18 protein-coding genes are annotated in these 18,243 nt (G+C 72.1%); 2 read left to right on the top strand and 16 right to left on the bottom strand.

Annotated elements, in window-relative coordinates:
• Nucleotides 1-41: 41 nt before the first annotated feature.
• Complete coding sequence (locus ACFVTC_RS19780) at nt 42-836, bottom strand: SigB/SigF/SigG family RNA polymerase sigma factor (protein ID WP_390128640.1); 795 nt, start codon at nt 834-836, stop codon at nt 42-44.
• Between the two features lie 626 nt (nt 837-1,462).
• Between ACFVTC_RS19780 and ACFVTC_RS19785 the strand changes: the two genes are divergently transcribed.
• Nucleotides 1,463-2,260: a hypothetical protein gene (locus ACFVTC_RS19785; protein WP_390128642.1), complete on the top strand. Its 798-nt coding sequence runs from the start codon at nt 1,463-1,465 to the stop codon at nt 2,258-2,260.
• A 101-nt stretch (nt 2,261-2,361) separates the two neighbouring features.
• Here the strand turns inward: ACFVTC_RS19785 and hypE are convergent, their stop codons facing one another.
• From hypE to ACFVTC_RS19860, 15 genes are all read right to left on the bottom strand, one after another.
• Nucleotides 2,362-3,417, bottom strand: coding sequence for a hydrogenase expression/formation protein HypE (gene hypE, locus ACFVTC_RS19790; protein ID WP_390128883.1), 1,056 nt, complete (start codon nt 3,415-3,417; stop codon nt 2,362-2,364).
• 25 nt (nt 3,418-3,442) lie between these two features.
• On the bottom strand, nt 3,443-4,567 hold the full coding sequence (gene hypD / locus ACFVTC_RS19795) for a hydrogenase formation protein HypD (protein ID WP_390128645.1): 1,125 nt from the start codon (nt 4,565-4,567) through the stop codon (nt 3,443-3,445).
• Nucleotides 4,564-4,872: a HypC/HybG/HupF family hydrogenase formation chaperone gene (locus ACFVTC_RS19800; RefSeq protein WP_390128648.1), complete on the bottom strand. Its 309-nt coding sequence runs from the start codon at nt 4,870-4,872 to the stop codon at nt 4,564-4,566. The genes hypD and ACFVTC_RS19800 overlap by 4 nt, the downstream gene beginning before the upstream one ends.
• A gap of 104 nt (nt 4,873-4,976) precedes the next feature.
• The gene (gene hypF / locus ACFVTC_RS19805; RefSeq protein WP_390128650.1) at nt 4,977-7,439 is read right to left on the bottom strand and encodes a carbamoyltransferase HypF; all 2,463 of its coding nucleotides are present in this window, start codon (nt 7,437-7,439) and stop codon (nt 4,977-4,979) included.
• A complete protein-coding gene (gene hypB, locus ACFVTC_RS19810; RefSeq protein WP_390128652.1) occupies nt 7,436-8,215 on the bottom strand; it encodes a hydrogenase nickel incorporation protein HypB in 780 nt (259 codons plus the stop codon). Before hypB ends, hypF begins: the two co-directional genes overlap by 4 nt.
• A gap of 3 nt (nt 8,216-8,218) precedes the next feature.
• A complete protein-coding gene (locus tag ACFVTC_RS19815) occupies nt 8,219-8,614 on the bottom strand; it encodes a hydrogenase maturation nickel metallochaperone HypA (protein WP_390128654.1) in 396 nt (131 codons plus the stop codon).
• Nucleotides 8,615-8,837: 223 nt separating this feature from the next.
• Nucleotides 8,838-8,942, bottom strand: a complete 105-nt coding sequence (locus tag ACFVTC_RS19820; protein WP_381242641.1) for a DUF6893 family small protein — start codon at nt 8,940-8,942, stop codon at nt 8,838-8,840.
• A gap of 15 nt (nt 8,943-8,957) precedes the next feature.
• A complete protein-coding gene (locus ACFVTC_RS19825; RefSeq protein ID WP_390128655.1) occupies nt 8,958-9,524 on the bottom strand; it encodes a hydrogenase maturation protease in 567 nt (188 codons plus the stop codon).
• Nucleotides 9,521-10,951, bottom strand: a complete 1,431-nt coding sequence (locus ACFVTC_RS19830) for a hypothetical protein (protein ID WP_390128657.1) — start codon at nt 10,949-10,951, stop codon at nt 9,521-9,523. Before ACFVTC_RS19830 ends, ACFVTC_RS19825 begins: the two co-directional genes overlap by 4 nt.
• Nucleotides 10,948-11,640, bottom strand: coding sequence for a DUF6084 family protein (locus ACFVTC_RS19835; protein WP_390128659.1), 693 nt, complete (start codon nt 11,638-11,640; stop codon nt 10,948-10,950). Before ACFVTC_RS19835 ends, ACFVTC_RS19830 begins: the two co-directional genes overlap by 4 nt.
• Complete coding sequence (locus ACFVTC_RS19840) at nt 11,637-12,296, bottom strand: DUF5947 family protein (protein ID WP_390128661.1); 660 nt, start codon at nt 12,294-12,296, stop codon at nt 11,637-11,639. The genes ACFVTC_RS19835 and ACFVTC_RS19840 overlap by 4 nt, the downstream gene beginning before the upstream one ends.
• Complete coding sequence (locus ACFVTC_RS19845) at nt 12,293-12,898, bottom strand: hypothetical protein (protein WP_390128663.1); 606 nt, start codon at nt 12,896-12,898, stop codon at nt 12,293-12,295. Before ACFVTC_RS19845 ends, ACFVTC_RS19840 begins: the two co-directional genes overlap by 4 nt.
• Nucleotides 12,895-14,679, bottom strand: a complete 1,785-nt coding sequence (locus ACFVTC_RS19850) for a nickel-dependent hydrogenase large subunit (protein ID WP_390128665.1) — start codon at nt 14,677-14,679, stop codon at nt 12,895-12,897. Before ACFVTC_RS19850 ends, ACFVTC_RS19845 begins: the two co-directional genes overlap by 4 nt.
• Nucleotides 14,680-14,763: 84 nt before the next feature.
• Nucleotides 14,764-15,852 carry a hydrogenase expression protein HypE gene (locus ACFVTC_RS19855; protein ID WP_266704997.1) on the bottom strand — a complete coding sequence of 363 codons (1,089 nt, stop codon included), beginning with the start codon at nt 15,850-15,852 and terminating at the stop codon, nt 14,764-14,766.
• A 323-nt stretch (nt 15,853-16,175) separates the two neighbouring features.
• Entirely contained in the window at nt 16,176-16,967 is a 792-nt protein-coding gene (locus ACFVTC_RS19860; RefSeq protein WP_390128667.1) for a hypothetical protein, read from the bottom strand.
• Nucleotides 16,968-17,291: 324 nt separating this feature from the next.
• On the opposite strand from ACFVTC_RS19860, the gene ACFVTC_RS19865 reads away from it, so the two are divergent.
• Nucleotides 17,292-18,107 carry a Crp/Fnr family transcriptional regulator gene (locus ACFVTC_RS19865; RefSeq protein ID WP_390128669.1) on the top strand — a complete coding sequence of 272 codons (816 nt, stop codon included), beginning with the start codon at nt 17,292-17,294 and terminating at the stop codon, nt 18,105-18,107.
• Nucleotides 18,108-18,243: the final 136 nt, after the last annotated feature.

An 18,243-nucleotide genomic window follows, 5' to 3' on the forward strand; every position in this document is an offset into this window, starting at 1 on the left:
GGGCAGCACACCGGACCACCTGGGTCCGCGCCGCCCGTGCCCTACGCCGCCTCGGTGAGAAGTTGCTCGCGCAGGGTGCTGCAGCACGTGCTGAGCAGCCGTGAGACGTGCATCTGCGAGATCCCGAGCTGCTCGGCGATGCCGAGCTGCGTCATGCCGCGGAAGTAGCGCAGGTAGAGGATGGTGCGCTCGCGCTCCGGGAGGCACCGCAGCGCGGGCTTGACGGCCTCACGGTCGATGACGAGGTCGAATCCGGCGTCCGGCCCGCCCAGCGTGTCGGCCAGCGCGCATCCGTCGTCCTCGCCGGGCAGCTCGGCGTCGAGGGAGAGGGTGGCGAAGCAGTCCAGTGCCTCGAGCCCGAGACGTACGTCGTCCTCGTCGAGGTGCGCGCACGCGGCGATCTCGGCGACGGTGGGCTGTCGGCCCGGTGTGGTCTGCGAGAGCTCTTTGAGCGCCGTACGCACCCTGGCACGCACTTCCTGTACGCGGCGCGGCACGTGCAGCATCCACATGTGGTCGCGGAAGTGACGCTTGATCTCGCCGGTGACGGTCGGGACGGCGTAGCTCTCGAACGCGTTGCCCCGGTCCGGGTCGTAGCGGTCGACGGCCTTGAGCAGGCCCAGTGCCGCGACCTGCATGAGGTCCTCGGCCGCCTCACCCCTGCCGCGGTACCGGCCGGCGACGCGCTGGGCCATGGGCAGCCAGGCCCGGACGATCTCGTCCCGCAGCGTCTCCCGCTCGGGCCCGTCCGGAAGCCCGGCGAACCGCACGAATGCCTCACCGGTGTCGGGGGCGTCGTCGTGCGGGTGATGCCTCGTACTGACCGTGGTGTGCATGGCGCTCACAGTCCCCTCAGAGCTACTGACCGGCAGTCCATGGGGAGGGCGCGCACAGGTCGAGGAGGCACACCCGCGATCTGGTGGACCAGCTCCCACGGACGTGCCTCCTGTCCGAAGCACTGTGAGTAAAATTACCCCATATCGGTCATCCGGAACCCCTCGATTCATTAAAGTGACACCGGGCAGCCGACCGACGCTGGAGCGTAGGGAAAATCCGTCACATTCCCGTATTCACGCACGGTCCGTTCGCGTGGCCCCATTCAGCGCCACCCCTTCACCCGCCGCACTTTCACGCGTCCCGGGTTCACCCCTCACACTCTTCACGCGTCCCGCATTTCCGCGGAAATGAGCGGGGTTCCCGGGTGCGGGATTGATTCACCGGACGCGACCCCATGGGCGCCGGTGGGGCCTCGGGCCTTCGCCACGCCCCGCCGCGCGACAGGGCCGACCGATCTTCCTATCACCGAGTCCGCGTCGCCGACCAGCGGATCGAGGGGTCCGCGCGGACACGTTCAGGTTGTGTTCAGGCTCGTCACGACGCCTGGCAACACCTGCACCAGAAGCCCCAAAGCAATGGCAAAGACCCCTGTGACCAGGCCAGTTCGCCATGTCATCGTGCGAGCATGAGCACAGAGCACCTCACCCGCCGCAGTCGCGCCGCCCACGTGGCGAGCAAGGTCCCGGAAGTCACCGTCTACTTCTGGGTGATCAAGGTGTTGACCACCGGTATGGGTGAGACCGCCTCGGACTTCCTCGCACAGAAGCTCGGCCCCGTCCCCGCGGTCGGCCTCGGCGGTGTGGCCCTGGCGGCCTCGCTGGCCCTCCAGCTCACCGCCCGCCGCTACGTCGCCTGGATCTACTGGACGGCGATCGTCATGGTCAGCGTGTTCGGCACGATGGCCGCGGACGTCCTGCACGTCGGCCTCGGCGTGCCCTACACGGTCTCGACCCCGTTCTTCATGCTCGCGCTGGCGGTGGTCTTCGGCCTCTGGTACGCGAGCGAACGCACGCTCTCCATCCACAGCATCCACACCCGCCGGCGCGAACTCTTCTACTGGGCCACCGTGCTGGCCACCTTCGCGCTCGGCACGGCCGCCGGGGACCTCTCCGCCACGGTCGGCCTCGGCTATCTGGGCTCGGCCGTGCTGTACGCCGTCGCCATCGCCGTCCCGGCCCTCCTGCACCGCTGGAACGCCCTCGACGCGGTGGCCGCCTTCTGGTCGGCCTACGTCATCACCCGCCCGCTCGGAGCCTCGGTCGCCGACTGGATGGCCCTCGGTCACGCGCGCGGCGGCCTCGGACTCGGGCTGGGTCCCGTCACCCTGTCCTGGACCGTCGCCATCGTCGGGTTCGTCGCCTACCTCGCCGTCTCGCGCGACGACGTCCGGGACACTCCGCGCCCGACGTCCGGCGCCGTGTGACAAGACGCGCGGAACACGGAGGGAGGGGGCGAGACAGACTCGCCCCCTCCCGCCGTCCGTGCGGCCCCTCCTTGCGGGCTCTCCGTGCGGCCCTCCGTGCGTCAGCAGATCCTCGGGAGCTGCTCCCCGATCGGCATGTCGACCACCCGGGTGCCGCCCAGCCCGGTACGGGCCACGACCATGCCCGGATGGTCGGCCACCACTTCGCCGACGACCGTCGATCCGGCGCCCAGCGGGTGCGCCCGCATCGCGTCGAGCACGGCGTCGGCGTGCACGCGGGGGACGAAGGCCACCAGCTTGCCCTCGTTGGCGACGTACAAGGGGTCGAGCCCCAGCACGGCGCAGGCGTTGGCGACCGCGGGCGGGACCGGGACCTCCCGCTCCCGGATGACGACCCCGGTGCCCGAGGCCGCGGCGATCTCGTTCAGGGAGGCCGCGAGGCCGCCCCTGGTGGGGTCGCGCAGCACGTGCAGGTCGGGGGTGACCGCGAGCATGGCGTCGACCAGCCCGCCGAGCGCCGCGCAGTCGCTCTCGATCTCCACCCCGAACTCCAGGCCCTCCCGGACACTCATGACGGCCACGCCGTGCACACCGATCGCGCCACTGACCATCACCACATCGCCGGGAACGACGCGCTGAGGCCGTAGGTCGACCCCCGCCGGGATCAGTCCGATCCCGGCCGTGTTGATGTAGATCCCGTCGCCGTGGCCGGACTCCACCACCTTGGTGTCACCGGTCGCGATCTCCACACCCGCGGTGCGCGCGGCGGCGCCGAGAGCCTCCGCCACGCGGGCGACGGTCTCCATCTCGACGCCCTCCTCCAGGATGAAGCCGCAGGAGAGGTAGGCTGCCCTGGCGCCGCTCATGGCGAGGTCGTTGACGGTGCCGTTGACGGCGAGGTCACCGATGCTGCCGCCGGGGAAGAACAGCGGCCGCACCACGAACGAGTCGGTGGAGAAGGCCATCCGCACGCCGCCGAGCGACAGGGCCGCGGCATCCCCCATCTGGGCGAGCACGCCGCCGCCGAAGGCGGGTGCGAAGACATGCTGGACGAGTTCGGCGGAGAGCACGCCGCCTCCGCCGTGCCCCATGACGACACGGGGCTGGTCGCGCAGCGGGGCCGGGCAGGTCCAGGCGGCGGGGTCGAGGACGGGCATCCGTACGTCGGTGGTCTCCGTGATGTCAGACAACGGGGCTCGCCTCCCGGGGAGCGGGGGTGAGGTCCAGCCGCCGGTAGAGGTAGTACGCGGCGCAGGCGCCCTCGCTGGAGACCATGGTGGCCCCGAGCGGGGTGCGGGGGGTGCAGAGGGTTCCGAACGCCTCGCACTCGTGCGGCTTGAGCAGGCCCTGAAGGACCTCACCGCTGCGGCATTCGGCCGGTTCCCGGGTCTGGATGCCCTCGACCGAGAAGCGGTGCTCGGCGTCGTGGTCACGGTACTTGGCGGACAGCCGCCAGCCGCTGTCGGGAATCACGCCGATACCGCGCCACGCCCGGTCGGTGACCTCGAAGACGTCCTCCAGCATGGCCCGCGCCGCCGCGTTCCCCTCCGGGCGGACGGCACGGGGGTAGGCGTTGTCGACGGTGTGCTCGCCGCGCTCCAGCTGCGCCACGGTCCGGCGGACGCCTTCGAGGATGTCCAGCGGCTCGAATCCGGTCACGACGATCGGTACCCGGAAGCGCTCCGCGAGTTCCGGGTACTCCTCCACGCCCATCACACTGCAGACGTGCCCCGCCGCCAGGAAGCCCTGGACCCGGCAGTCCGGAGACCGCATGATCGCCTCGATGGCCGGCGGTACGCGCACGTGGGACACCAGCAGACTGAAGTTCCTGATACCGAGCCTGCGGGCCTGGTACACCGTCATGGCGTTGGGCGGCGCGGTCGTCTCGAAGCCGATGCCGAAGAAGACCACCTCGCGGTCCGGGTTCCGCTGGGCGATCCGCAGGGCGTCGAGCGGCGAGTAGACGACCCGCACGTCCCCGCCGGCTCCCCGCACCTGGAACAGGTCCCGCCCGGTGCCGGGCACCCGGAGCATGTCGCCGAAGGAACAGAAGATCACGCCGGGGCGGGAGGCGATCTCCAGCGCCTTGTCGATGACCTCCAGCGGGGTGACGCACACCGGACAGCCGGGGCCGTGAATCAACTCGACCTGTTCTGGGAGGAGTTGATCGATTCCGTGTCGGATGATGGTGTGCGTCTGTCCGCCGCAGACCTCCATCAGCGCCCACGGCCTGGTCACCGTGGAGTGGATGTCGTCGAGCAGCCTGCGCGCCAGGTCCGGGTCCTGGAACTCGTCGATGTACTTCACCGCCGCGCCCCCTCTTCCTCGGGCGGCAGGGTTCCGCCCGCCTCCGCGGCCATTTCCCACGGGTCGCCGAACTCCTCCTGCAGCATGCCGAGGGTGGCGAACAGTTCCAGCGTCTGCTTCGCCGACTCCTCGTCCAGCTGCTGGAGGGCGAACCCGACGTGGACGATGGCGTACTCGCCGACCTGGAGGTCGGGAAGGTACTCCAGGCACACCTCCTTGACCACACCGCCGAAGTCGACGTTGGCCATCCGGGTTCCGTCCCGTTCCTCGATGTCCAGCACTCTGCCGGGTACCGCCAGGCACATGGGCCTCTCCTTGCTGTGGGGGGTGCGGGGCGTTCGTGTCGTACGTCGTTGCCGGGCCGGTTCGGTTCGATTCGGTTCGGTTCGGTTCGGTTCGGTTCGGTTCGTCAGTCGGCGGCCCGGGTCCGTTCCTCGGTACGGGCGGCCACCACGAGCTGGCCCAGGGCCAGACCGCCGTCCCCCGGCGGTACCAGGTGGTGGCGCAGGACCGTGAATCCGTCCGCGCGCAGGGCCGCGGCACAGGCCGAGGAGAGCAGGGAGTTGGCGAAGACACCGCCGGTCAGGGCGACCGTGTCCACTCCGTGCCGCTCCCTTGCCAGCGCGCAGAGCCGGTGGACGAGCGCGGCGACGGCCCGGTGGAAGCGGGCGGCGACCAGGCCCGGCGCCACGCCCGCGCGCAGATCGCCGACGATCGCCGCGAACATCGGCGCGGGGTCCGCCAGGACGGGCGCCGGACCGGCCGGGACGGACTCGATCGCCGTCCGTCGGCCTCCGGTGCCCGGCACGTCGGGCCGGTCCTGGTCCGCACACCGCACGGCGAACCCGTACGCCCCGGTGTCACCGGCGGGCGCCGTCAGCGCGGCGGCCTCCAGCTCGACCGCCGCCTGGGCCTCGTATCCGGACCGGTGGCAGACACCGGCCAGGGAGGACACGGCGTCGAAGAGGCGGCCCATGCTGGAGGTGGGGACGCAGTTCAGGTCGCGCTCCAACTGGCGTGCCAGTACGAGGCGTTCGTCGGCCGGGCAGGCGGACGTGCAGGCCAGGTCGTCGGACCAGTCGATCCCGGCCGCGCGCAGATGCGCGAGCGCCATCCGGTACGGCCGGTGCACGGCGGCGTCACCACCGGGCAGCGGCACGTACGCGAGGTGCCCGAACCGGACGAAGCCGTCGTAGTCCGCGAGCAGGAACTCACCGCCCCACACCGCTCCGTCGTCGCCGTACCCCGTGCCGTCGAAGGCGACGCCGAGTACCGGCCGGCTGCCGTCGAGGCCCGCCTCGGCCATCGCGGCGGCGACATGGGCGTGATGGTGCTGGACGCGCACGACGGGCCGTCCCGCCGCGTTCCGGCCGGCCCAGCGCGCGGAGCGGTAACCCGGATGCCGGTCGGCCGCCAGCAGCTCCGGGCGCACCGGGGTGATCGACTCCAGTTGCGCGACGGCCCGCTCGAAGGCCCGCTGGGTGGCCAGGTCGTCCATGTCGCCGATGTGGGCGGACAGCCAGGCACGGCGGTCCTCGCCGAGACAGAGCACGTTCTTGAGGTCGCCGCCGACGGCGAGAGCCGGCCGCACGGGTACCGGGAGGGTCAGCGGCAGCGGAGCGTAGCCGCGGGCGCGGCGCACCATGAGCGGCTCGCCGTCGCACACCCGCAGCACCGAGTCGTCGCAGGGCACGTGGATCGGCCGGTCGTGGGTCAGCCAGGCGTCGGCGAGGTGAGCCAGCCGCCGCAGCGCCTCCCCGTCGTCGGTGACGATCGGCTCACCCGAGACGTTGCCGCTGGTCATGACGAGCAGGCGGGGGCCGTCGGCGTCGCCGGGCAGGCCGAACAGCAGGTGGTGCAGGGGGGTGTACGGCAGCATCACGCCGAGGTCGGGGCTGCCGGGCGCGACGGACTCGGCCGGCCACGGAGCGTGCGGAGGGCGCGTGCCGCCGGTCTCGCGTCTCAGCAGCACGATGGGGCGGGTGGCGCCGGTGAGCAGACCGCGTTCCTCGGCGCCGAGACCCACGAGGTGCCCGATGTCGGCGAGGCCCCGGGCCATGACCGCGAACGGCTTGTCCCCTCGGGCCTTTCGAAGGCGCAGCAGATCGACGGCGTCGGGGTTCGTGGCGTCGCAGGCCAGGTGGTATCCGCCGAGTCCCTTGACCGCGAGGACCGCGCCGTCCGCCAGGAGCCGGCGGGCCCCGGCGACCGGGTCGTCGGGCGTGACCGGCCGCGGCGGCCCGGCGTCGCCGGGCCGGGGGACGAGCAGTCGCAGCCTGGGGCCGCAGGCGGGGCAGGCGACGGGCTGCGCGTGGAAGCGCCGGTCGGCGGGGTCGGCGTACTCGCGCGCGCAGTCGGGGCACATCGGGAAGCCGGCCATGGTGGTGTGGGCGCGGTCGTAGGGCAGGCCGGTGACGATGGTGAACCGGGGGCCGCAGTGGGTGCAGTTGACGAAGGGGTGGCGGTGGCGCCGGTCGGCGGGATCGGCGAGTTCCCGCAGGCACGCCGCGCAGGTGGCGGTGTCCGGGGGGATCAGGGTGCGGGCCGGTCCGGCGGTGCGGGAGGCGAGGATGCTGAACGTGGTGTCGCCGGTGGCGGGCACCTCATGGTGGTCGACGGACTCCACGCGGGCCAGCGGCGGCGCCTGCACGGCGATCCCGTCGCAGAACCGGGCGACGGCCCCGGGCGCCCCCTCGACCTCGGCGACGACGCCTTCCGGAGTGTTGGTCACGTGTCCGCGCAGGCCCAGGCCGGTGGCGAGGGTGTAGACGTACGGGCGGAAGCCGACGCCCTGCACGACACCCCGCACGAGGACCCGACGGCGCAGCGGTGTCTCGCCGAGGACGCCGACGGGGGACCGTGGTCGGCTCACGAGGGGGAGTGCGCCATGGCGCCGGTGCCGTCGGGGTGCTCGTGGGCGTGGTGATGGGGGGCGGGTCCGGCGTGCGGAGAGGCGTCCGGGCGGTGGGCCATGACGGGGTCGTGCAGGGGGGCGCCGTCCGCTGCGGCGAGCGCCCGGTCGAGCAGGGTCCCGATCCCGAGGTCGCGGCGGACCGAGGTCAGCAGCACCTCGACGCCGGGGTTGACCCGTTCGACGTTCGCGCGGAACGCCGCCTCGTCGAACTCGACGGCTTCGGCGATGTCGGTCTTGGTGACGACGACCAGGTGGGCGAGACCGAAGGCGGTGGGGTACTTGAGGGGTTTGTCCTCGCCTTCCGTGACGGAGGCGAGGACGACGCGCAGGGTCTCCCCCAGGTCGTAGGAGGCCGGACAGACGAGGTTGCCGACGTTCTCCACGAACAGCAGCCGGGTGCGGTCGGGCAGCCAGTCCTCCACGTGGCGGCGGAGCATATCGGCCTCCAGGTGGCACAGGCCGTCGGTGAGGACCTGCTTGACCGGGACACCCGAGCGGGCGAGCCGCACCGCGTCGTTCTCGGTGGCGAGGTCGGCGGTGAGCGCCGCGACCGGCACCGACCGTCGCCGGGCCAGCTCCAGTTCGCGCTCCAGCAGGGCCGTCTTGCCGCTGCCGGGACTGGACAGCAGGTTGACGACGGTGGTGCCGCGGGCGGCCAGTTCGGCGCGCAGGGTCCGCGCGCTCTGGTCGTTCTTGGCGAGTACGGCCTGCTGCAGGTCGACCACACGGCACATGGTTCAGCGCTCCTCGGGGATCGGTTCGCGGCGGTGCGCGTGCGTGGGGCCGTCCTCCCACTGCACGCTGAGGATCTGCAGTTCACGGCCCGCCGGCAGGTCGGTGCCGGCCGCGCCGCAGCGTGGGCAGGTCAGCAGGGGCGGCATACCGACGGCCCATTCGTGGGCGCAGGGCGCGCAGCGGGCCCGTCCGGGCACCGACTCGGTGACGAGTTCGGCGCCTTCCAGGAGGGTCCCGGCACAGGCCAGTTCGAAGCAGAAGGACAGGGAGTCGGGTACGACGCCGGCGAGTTCGCCCACTTGGAGTCGTACCGAGCGCACGGCCGTCACGCCGCCGGCCCGTTCCGCCGCCTCTTCCACCTGGCCGATCACGGCCAGCGCGATGGACATCTCGTGCATCGGTCTCCGTCCTGGCAGGGGCCGGTCCGGGGCCGGCCGCCACCCGGTCGGCCGCCCCGTGCGGCGACCCGTGCGGCGGGGCGTCCGCCGCCCTCATTAGAGGGGAGGCGTCCGGGGGCGGCGGCCCGGCGCGCCGTCGCCGCCCGGCCGGGTACGCCGTTCGCCGCAACGGCGCGGTACGCGTCCGCGCGCTCCCCGGCCACCCGGCCGGGCGCGCGCCGGCTCACATGCTGCGCATCCGCAGGTAGCGTCTGATGTCGGGCAGGGACTGCACGAGGACGGCGGCGACAACGGCGGCGACTACGCCGCCGACGAGGGTCTTGATCATTGCTCTCTCCTCACTTCACTTCGCGGCTTCGCCGACCGTGGCCCGCGGCGCGGACTCTCCCGGCTCGTCGGCCCGCAGCAACTCTTCGATCATCCGGACGGCCTCCGGTACGGCGGCGGCGACGGGCGGGCTGAGGCCGATGCCCTCCTCCACCGAGGCCGGTTCGCAGCCGAGCACCAGCGTGCGCCGCGGCGGCTGTCCGCCGGTTCCGGCGCAGAGGGTGCCGAGCAGCGCGAGCACGGTGTCGGGGGTCATCCGGTGCCCGTCGAGGACCGCGCCGGGCGGCGCCTCCCCTTCCGTCTCCGCGCCGTCGTGCTCGATGACGTAGAGGGTGCCCGGCGCCTCGCCGCGCGCGGTGGCGTCGACCAGGATCAGGGTGTCGTAGCCGTCCAGTACCTGGTAGGCGAGATGGACTCCCCGTACGCCGATGTCCACGGCCTCGACGTGGGCGGGCAGCCGCCTGCCGGTCAGGACGCGCACGGTCTCGACACCGAAGGCGTCGTCGCCGAGGAAGATGTTCCCGATGCCGGCGACGAGGACCCTGCCGCCCGGCGGACGGGACCGGTCCGGGGCGGCGCTCACGCGTCGCGCTCCAGCGGGGTGACCTCGTCCGGCTGGAAGTAAAGGAAGCGGCCCTGTTCGCGGCGGATGTCGGCGCCGGGGTCGTCCTCGACCGTCACCGCGAGATGCACTCCGCCGTCCACGTCGTGCAGGACGGCCTCGACCCTGGCGGTGCGGCCGGCCAGGAACAGGTCCTGGGCGTCGGTGCGCCGCAGGCCCGGCCGCAGCACCACCCGGCTGCCCGCGCCGAGTGAGTGCCCGTCGACGAGGATCCGGTCGTGCCCGGGGTCGAATCCGGCGTCGCTCGCCGGGTCCCACCAGGGGGTGTCCGGGCGCGGTACCCCGAACTCGTCGGGGAATCCGTCCGCCGCGGGGGCGGGGGCCGATCCGGTCACCTCGCGCAGGCTGCGCACGGCCCCGTGCAGGCGCTCCAGGACCTCGGGGGGCATCGAGTCCGCGAGGTCGATCACGGCGGCGGCCCGCTCGTCGGTCCCCCGCGCCTCGCGCTTCTCCTCGTCGGTGAGGGCGGCGGTGCGCAGCGCGAGGATCTCGTCGATCTCGGTGGCGTCGTACAGGGCTCCGGGGCTCTCCGGGGCGATGGCCGGGTGGTCCTCCAAGATGATCGGTGAGGAGAGCACCACGTCGGCGCGGCCGGGTTCGCCCGCGAGTACGGGCCAGGTGTGCAGGTTGCGGCAGGCCGCGACCGCGCCCTTCGCCCACTCGGGGGGATCGGTCATCGAGAGGAACGACCCGGCGCTCAGTCCCATGAGCAGGTGGGCTGCGACCAGGGAGCGCGGCAGCGCCGCGTCCCGGTCGGCGGCCGTGCCGTCCGCGGGTGTCCAGGCGCTGGTGTTCTCGACCACGGCGGTCAGCCGCATCACCCGGTAGGGGCCCTCGAGTTCACGTGCCGACAGTCGCAGGGCGCCCGTGGTCTCCTCGTAGCGGCGGACCATACGGCCCACCGGGCGGCCGGTCTCGTCGAGGACGGGTTCGGTGTCCTCCGCGGCGGCGAGGCCGAAGGGGATCGTGACGCCGTCGCCGAGGAGTTCGTCGATCCGTACGACCGCCTCGACGTGCTCCTCGGTTCCCTCGTCCCAGGGGACCAGGATCCGGTCCGCCAGCCGGAGTTCGGGGACCGTGTCGAAGCCGCCGTCGGGGCGTGCCCGCTGGACGGTCCGGCGCCGGGCGCGCAGGAAGCGCAGCTCGACCGCGAGGGTGGCGTCCGCCCGGGGTTCCATCAGGCATTCGGTGTGCTGGAAGTCGTGCTCCTCGGTCGCGGCGCCCCAGGTCGGCGGTACGAGGACGCCGAACTGCCAGCGCAGCCGGTTCTTGGCGGCGGAGGCCCGGTACGGGTAGAGCACATAGCCCTCGAAGAGGACGGCGTCGGCGACCTGCCGGGCGAGGGCGAGACGGGCCTCGGTCTCCGGGGCGAACGTGGTCACGCTCACGGAGCGGTCCTTCCGGTGATGCGGGTGAGGGTGGACGCCGGCCGGGGTGTGCCGGCAGCCGCGCCGTCGCCTTCGTCGAGCAGGGCCCGTACGGTCGCGTCCCAGGACGGCAGCGCCCTGCGGGAGCGGAAGGCGAGCAGGGCGTCCATGGTGTCGTGCGGCAGCCGGATCCAGCCGCAGGCGGGGAAGTGCTGTTCGACCATCTCCCGCCAGGTGGCGACGGGCATCCGGAAGACGGCCTCGCGGTCCCACGGGACGGGCTCGACGCGGAAGCCGCCCGCTCCGGTGAACGCGGTGCCGGAGAAGAGCATCAGGAGCGGCACCTCACCGTCGGTGAGGGCGTCGAAGTAGCGGGTCGCGGCGATGTCCATGTCGTAGGTGCAGGGCACGACGAGGTCCGTCTCCGTCTCACCGGTGAAGGCGGGGACCATGACGGAGACCTGTGCGAACTGCACCGGCTGGAGGGTGCTGCCCCAGCGGGAGCGCTCCCCGAAGAGGTCGGCGAGCGCGACGGCCTCGGCGGGCTCGTAGCCGCGCCGGGCGGGTTCGATGCGGATCTGGCAGCGCAGCGCGACGGCGTGCACCGGCTCGTCGCCGGAGGCGGTGACGCGCAGGCGGAAGACGAGGGTCGGTCCGGCGGCGAACCGGTCGGCGCGCACGCCGGTGCAGGTGAAGGAGAACTCCGTCACGGCCGGCTCTCCTCCCCGACGTCACGCGTGCGTTCCCCGACCCGCCCGAAGAACGCGTCCAGGGCGGCGCGGGCCTCCGCGCCACCGTCGAAGCCCTGCCACAACAGGCGCATCCGGCCGACCAGTTCGTAGCAGATGTCGATGGGGACGAGGGCGCACTCGACGCGGCCGTCGACGCGGCGCAGCAGGAGTGCCTCCACGTCGGGTTCGAGCAGTCCGGCGAGGCGGCTGCCGCCCAGGACCGTCTTCCAGACGGCGGGGTCGAGTTCGCTCTCGGTGGCCCCGGCCGGGCTCGGGTAGAGGGCCACCAGCCGGTCGAGCGCCGCGTTGCGGAAGAAGAAGGCGACGCCGACCGGGATCTGCAGCGCTTCCCAGGCCCCGTCGTCGAGACGGTGGTCCGGGTCGGTGAGGTAGCGGTCCGGTACCGCGCGGAAGCGGCCCGCGGCGGCGGCGCCCGGCTGCTGCATGAGCAGGGCGCAGGGGAGGCAGGCGCAGACCAGGGCCCGTTTCTCCGTGTCGACCAGGTGGCGGTGGTGTGCCTCGTCCACGGCCACCGCGCACAGTCCGCACCGCTCCGGGCGCGGCTCACGCCCGGTCAGGAACCTGCGCAGGCCCGGTCCGCGGGTGACCGGGCGGGCGCCGGTGGGCGTGCTCACGCGGTCTGCGCCGGAGCCGGGCGGCCGGCGGCGGCCCGGCTGTCCGGGCCGAGGCCGATCTGCAGCAGCGGGGGCTCCCCCGGTGTGCCGACGGACTCCACCTCGACGGCCGTGACCTCGGGGGCGAAGCAGGCGAGCGCGTCCTCGGCGTCCTGGCGCGCCGTCGTTCCGTTCGCGGCGCAGCCGCAGCCCGTGCCCGGCGCCGCCGCGGACCGGAGCCTGAGGGTTCCGGTCGTCTCGTCGAAGTCCACGACGTCCAGCTCGTGTTCGCGCACGCTGTCGAGGGCGCGGGCGATACGGGTCGTCCGGTCCTCGGGGTGCAGGTCGTGCAGGACGAGGAGGCTCGCGACCAGCTCGTCGCCCAGCAGCGGCGCGACCGGGTCACCGGCGGCGTGCCGGTTCCCGGGCGCGGAGAGCAGTTGGAGCGCCCGTTCCAGTCCGGCGCCGTAGAAGTCCATCAGGGCCTGCACCAGTTCCTCGGCCGCCGCGCGGACGGCCGGGTCACCGGTGGCGGCGAGGCGGTCGAGCACGTCCTCGATCCGCAGTCCGGTCTGCGTGGCGTTCACCGGGTGCGGTGCCTGGGCCGCCCGCGCCGCGCTCATCCGCCCAGTCCGCTCAGGCCGGTGGGCATGTGCATCTTCTGTACGGTCTTGCCGCCGCCCACGTACATGTGGACACCGCAGGGCAGACAGGGGTCGAAGCTGCGGACGGCGCGCATGATGTCGATGCCCTTGAAGTTCTCCGGGGAGTTCTCCTCGAAGATCGGGGTGTTCTGCACGGCGTCCTCGTACGGGCCGGGGGTGCCGAAGGTGTCCCGGGTGCTGGCGTTCCACGGGGTGGGCGGGTACGGGTGGTAGTTGGCGATCTTGCCGTCCCGGATCACCATGTGGTGGGAGAGGACGCCGCGGACCGCCTCGGTGAAACCGACTCCGACGGCCTCGTCGGGCACCTCGAACTTCTCCCAGGTCTGGGTGCGTCCGGCGCGGACCTCCTCCAGGGCCTTCTCCGCGAAGTGCAGCGCGACGGCGGCGGTGTAGGCCTGGAAGTAGGTGCGGGCTCGGTTGCGCTCCAGCGCGTTGCTCCAGCGCGGGATCTTCCACTCGAAGGTGGTCTCCGGCTTCGTCATCGTGCGGGGCAGGTTGATGACGACGCTGTGCCCGGTGGCCTTGACGTAGCCGGTGTCGACGAGGCCGGACAGGGCGGTGGACCACAGCCGGGCGATGGGGCCGCCGCCGGTGTCCAGGGCGAGGTGGTCCTTGCCGTCGAACCAGCGGGGCGACATGACCCAGCTGTACTTGTCGTCGAAGTTGCGCTTCTGCGGGGCCGGGATGGTGTGCTGGTTCCACGGGTGGCGCGGGTCGACCGGGTTGCCGAGCGGGTCGTGGGTGACGAACTGCTCCTGGCCCTGCCAGTCCTCGTAGTAGGAACTGCCCAGCAGGATGCGGATGCCGAGGTTGATCTCGGTGAGGTCGTTGGTGACGAGTTTGCCGTCGACGACGATGCCGGGCGTGACGAACATCCGCCGGCCCCAGTCCGTCATGTTGGCGTAGGTGAAGTCGCAGTACTCGGGGTCGTTGAGCGCGCCCCAGCAGCCGAGCAGCACTCGCCGGCGTCCCACTTCCTCGTACCCGGGCAGCGCCTCGTAGAAGAAGTCGAAGAGGTCGTCGTGCAGGGGGACGACGCGCTTCATGAACTCCACGTAGCGCATCAGCCGGCTGAGGTAGTCCGTGAACAGCTGCACGGAGGCGATGGTGCCGACGCCGCCCGGGTAGAGCGTGGAGGGGTGCACATGGCGCCCCTCCATGAGGCAGAACATCTCGCGGGTGTACCGGCTCACCTGGAGGGCCTCGCGGTAGAACTCGCCCTCGAGGGGGTTCAGGGAGCGCATGATGTCGGCGATGGTGCGGTAGCCGTGCTCCCCGGCGTGCGGTGCCTCGGTGCGCTCGGCGAGTTCGAGGACACCGGGGTTGGTCTCCTTGACCATCTTCTCGCAGTAGTCGACCCCGACCAGGTTCTCCTGGAAGATGTTGTGGTCGAACATGTACTCGGCGGACTCGCCGAGGTTGATGATCCACTCACCGAGGTGCGGCGGCTTCACGCCGTACGCCATGTTCTGCGCGTACACCGAACAGGTGGCGTGGTTGTCGCCGCAGATCCCGCAGATGCGGCTGGTGATGAAGTGGGCGTCGCGGGGGTCCTTGCCCCGCATGAAGACGCTGTACCCGCGGAAGACGGACGAGGTGCTGTAGCACTCCGCGACCCGCTTCTGCTTGAAGTCGATCTTCGTGTGGATGCCCAGGCTGCCCACGATCCGGGTGATCGGGTCCCAGGCCATCTCCATCAGGCCGCTACCGTCGCCGGCCGGTTTCGTCTTCGGTGCCATCGTCTGTGTCGTGCCCTTCTTCGCGCGGGTGGTCCGGGAGGGGGTGGCCGGGTGGTGGGGTTGCGCCTCAGCCGTGGCGGGGGATCACCACGGCGGCCGGTATCCGGTGGTGATCTTGTCCCCGGTGTGGCGCCACTTCGGCTCCTTGTCGACGGTCTGGGTCGTGAGGGTCCGCAGTCTGCGGACCACCGCGCCGTAGGCGCCGCTGGCCTTGGTGGACAACTTCGCGCCGGGGGGTTCGTCCATGAAGGGCATGAACTTGTCCGGGAACCCGGGCATGGTGCAGGCGATACAGATGCCGCCGACGTTCGGGCAGCCGCCGATGCCGTTCATCCAGCCGCGCTTGGGCACGTTGCACTTGACGACCGGGCCCCAGCAACCCAGCTTCACCAGGCACTTGGGCGAGTCGTAGGTGGTCGCGAACTCGCCCTGCTCGTAGTAGCCAGCCCGGTCGCAGCCCTCGTGCACGGTGGCACCGAACAGCCACGCGGGGCGCAGCTTGTCGTCGAGGGGGATCATCGGGGCGGAGCCGGCCGCCTGGTACAGCAGGTAGGTGAGCGTCTCGGCGAAGTTGTCCGGCTGGATCGGGCAGCCGGGGACGCAGACGATGGGGATGCCGGCGTGCGACGTCCAGTCCCAGCCGAGGTAGTCGGGCAGGCCCATCGCGCCGGTCGGGTTGCCCGCCATGGCGTGGATGCCGCCGTAGGTGGCGCAGGTGCCGATGGCGACGACCGCCAGCGCCTTGGGCGCGAGCCGGTCGATCCACTCGCTGGTCGTGATCGGCTGGCCGGTCGCCGGGTCGTCCCCGAAGCCGGACCAGTAACCCTCGGGCTTGATCGACTCGTTGGGGATGGATCCCTCGACGACCAGTACGAACGGGTCGATCTCGCCCCGCTCCCCCTTGAAGAACCACTCGATGAACGTGTCCGCGCCACCGACCGGGCCGCACTCGAAGTCGATGAGGGGCCAGTGGACGGCGATCTTCGGCAGGCCGGGCAGGCCGCCGAGGGCGATCTGCTCGATGCTCGGCTGCATCGCGGCCGTCAGCGCGACCGAGTCTCCGTCGCAGCTCAGCCCCGCGTTGATCCAGAGGATGTGGATCGTGGGGGTCTCGTCGGCAGGCGCACCACCGGCGTCCGTGGCGCCGGCCGTGCTCGGCGTCGTCGCTGTCATGGGACCGCCTCCTCGGGGAGGTGAGGGATGAGATCCCCTGGGGGAACGAAAGCCCTTTAGGGGATGAAAGACTTCAATTCGACCATCAGCTCTCTTCGTACCACCCCTTCGGCCGCGAGGGGATGCGATGACCGTCCGTTCCAGTGACGGGCGCCTGTCCGGCGTCCCGCCCCGGTCGACTGCGATGGTGGGACATGCCGCGCGGGGCGACGGCGACGACAGGCTGTGGGGTCACCCGAAAGCGGGGGCCGGGCCGCCACCCGGCGGCGGCCCGGGAGGGCCCCCGCGACGGGGGCGATCCAGGTCCCGGACCGGGGGCGCGTTCAGAAGCTCGGTACGCGGGTCAGCAGGGTCGCCAGTCGTTCGGCGGGGGCGAACAGGGGTTCGAGGCGTCCGTACTCGGCGGCCTTGTCCGCCGGCGCGAGGACACGTCCGGGGGTCAGTGCGGCATGCAGGGCGAGGCCGCGCCCGACGATCGCGTGGTGCAGGATCCACAGGACCGGGACGGTCACACCCTCGGGCTCGCGGCCGCAGGCGACCAGGGCGACCGCGCCGCGCAGGTTCTCGGTGACGGCGACCTTCGCGATGACGTCCTCGAAGGGTTCGAGCAGCAGGTCCAGCGGTGCGGGCGTGCCCGCGGAGGACGTGAGGCGGTCGCACTTCGTGAACACGAGCACGAGCGGCGTCAGCCGCCCGTCGCGCTCGGCGAGGGCCCGCCGCACCAGCGTGGCCATGCGGTGCAGGGCGGCGCGGTACGGGTCGTCGCCGAGCAGCCGCGGCGCGTCGGCGAAGACCATGATTCCGTCCGCGCGGGTCAGGCCGGAGAACAGCCCTTCCCCTGCCTGGCCCGGGAGGTACCGGTGGTCGCACCAGCGCACCGGCAGCACGGCGCGCCCCTGATAGTGGAGCAGCAGGTCGAGGACGTCCCGCCGGCGCTCCGCACCGGGACGGCGCCCCCGCAGCACCTCCTCGGCCTCCGAGGTGAGTTCCTCGTGCAGGGACGCCTCCTGTGCGCACAGTCCGAATCCCTGGATGCCGTCGCGCATCGCCGCGTACATCAACGAGAGGTAGCTGCTCTTCCCCACCCCGCCGTGTCCGAGCATCACGATGTCCATACGGCTCCTTCGACTGGCGCGCGGGCGGCCGGGCCATGGTGACGGAGCGAACCGGGTGAGAACCGGTCAGGTGACCGGTTGCCAGGACAAGGCATGACGAGTCCAGGCACGGTGAGGGGATACGTACACTCTTTCGACCTGAAGTGCGTTCTGTCCATCTGATTCACCGACAACTCTTTTGTGCGCTAAGTTCCTCGCACCGGCACGCCGGTCCGTGCACGAAGCGGACGGTGTCGACCGAGGGGGGACCACATGCGCAACCACACTCGTTCAAGTCCCACGAGCCACACGACGCCCTTGAGTCGCTGGCCGCAGGGGACGCTGATGGCCAACCTGTCGTCCGACGACCGGAACGCGCTGCTGCGGCTGGGCCGTGTCGTCCGCTACGGGACCGGCGACGTCCTCATACGCGAAGGCGGACCCGAGACCACCGTGCTGCTCCTCACCGACGGCTGCGTCAAGGTCGTGGGTGCCGTCGAGGACGGGGGCACGGTCCTGCTCGCCCTGCGGGTGCGCGGCGAACTGGTCGGCGAGGTCTCGGCGCTGGACGGGCAGCCGCGCTCGGCCACCGTCGTCGCCTCCCGCCCCACCGTCACCCGTACGCTGACCAGCGCCGTCTTCCTCGCCTTCCTGCGGGAGAGCCGGGACGCGGCCGAAGTGGTGCAGCGGTCCGTGGCGGGCAAGCTGCGCGGCGCCACCCGTCACCGCATCGACACCAGCGGCGGAACGGCCACCGTCCGGCTGGCCCGCACCCTGGACAACCTCGTGCGCAGCTACGCGAGGGCCGTGCCCGAGGGGCTGCGGATCGACGTACCGCTCAGCCACACCGATCTGGCGGCGCTCGCGGGGATCTCCGACGCCAGCGTGCAGCGCGCGCTGCGCAGCCTCCGGGCCGCCGGGGCCGTGACCACCAAGTACCGGGGCGTCGTCATCCGTGAACCGGACATCCTGCGGGCCATCGCCGCGCAGAGCGGCTGGCCCGCCGCCGACGGTGGCGCGCTGCCGGGCGTACCGGCCCCGCGCGCTCCCCGTCCGCCCAGGCCCAAGCGGGCGCCTCTCGAAGCGCCCGCGCCGCACGCCGGCCCGGCCTCCGCTCTCGACGCGCGGGACGGCGGCACACCCCTGTCCGAGGCCGGCTGATCCACGCCGCCCGCCGGGCCGCGACACCGGTCCGGCGTGCCGCGGTGAAGGTGAATACGTCAGCGGAATACGTCACCTGACCGAATCTCGCCGCACCAACGCGCCGACAGTGGGCCGGTGACAATCGGCCACTTAC

It is taken from the genome of Streptomyces sp. NPDC057950 (assembly GCF_042887295.1).
Classification (GTDB): Bacteria; Actinomycetota; Actinomycetes; order Streptomycetales; family Streptomycetaceae; genus Streptomyces; species Streptomyces kaempferi.

Bases quoted from the DNA above. Each gene is read 5' to 3' on its own strand.
- ACFVTC_RS19780 (WP_390128640.1), bottom strand. From the start codon at position 836: ATGCACACCACGGTCAGTACGAGGCATCACCCGCACGACGACGCCCCC.
- ACFVTC_RS19785 (WP_390128642.1), top strand. From the start codon at position 1,463: ATGAGCACAGAGCACCTCACCCGCCGCAGTCGCGCCGCCCACGTGGCG.
- hypE (WP_390128883.1), bottom strand. From the start codon at position 3,417: ATGCCCGTCCTCGACCCCGCCGCCTGGACCTGCCCGGCCCCGCTGCGC.
- ACFVTC_RS19800 (WP_390128648.1), bottom strand. From the start codon at position 4,872: ATGTGCCTGGCGGTACCCGGCAGAGTGCTGGACATCGAGGAACGGGAC.
- hypB (WP_390128652.1), bottom strand. From the start codon at position 8,215: ATGTGCCGTGTGGTCGACCTGCAGCAGGCCGTACTCGCCAAGAACGAC.
- ACFVTC_RS19815 (WP_390128654.1), bottom strand. From the start codon at position 8,614: ATGCACGAGATGTCCATCGCGCTGGCCGTGATCGGCCAGGTGGAAGAG.
- ACFVTC_RS19820 (WP_381242641.1), bottom strand. From the start codon at position 8,942: ATGATCAAGACCCTCGTCGGCGGCGTAGTCGCCGCCGTTGTCGCCGCC.
- ACFVTC_RS19845 (WP_390128663.1), bottom strand. From the start codon at position 12,898: ATGAGCGCGGCGCGGGCGGCCCAGGCACCGCACCCGGTGAACGCCACG.
- ACFVTC_RS19850 (WP_390128665.1), bottom strand. From the start codon at position 14,679: ATGGCACCGAAGACGAAACCGGCCGGCGACGGTAGCGGCCTGATGGAG.
- ACFVTC_RS19855 (WP_266704997.1), bottom strand. From the start codon at position 15,852: ATGACAGCGACGACGCCGAGCACGGCCGGCGCCACGGACGCCGGTGGT.
- ACFVTC_RS19860 (WP_390128667.1), bottom strand. From the start codon at position 16,967: ATGGACATCGTGATGCTCGGACACGGCGGGGTGGGGAAGAGCAGCTAC.
- ACFVTC_RS19865 (WP_390128669.1), top strand. From the start codon at position 17,292: ATGGCCAACCTGTCGTCCGACGACCGGAACGCGCTGCTGCGGCTGGGC.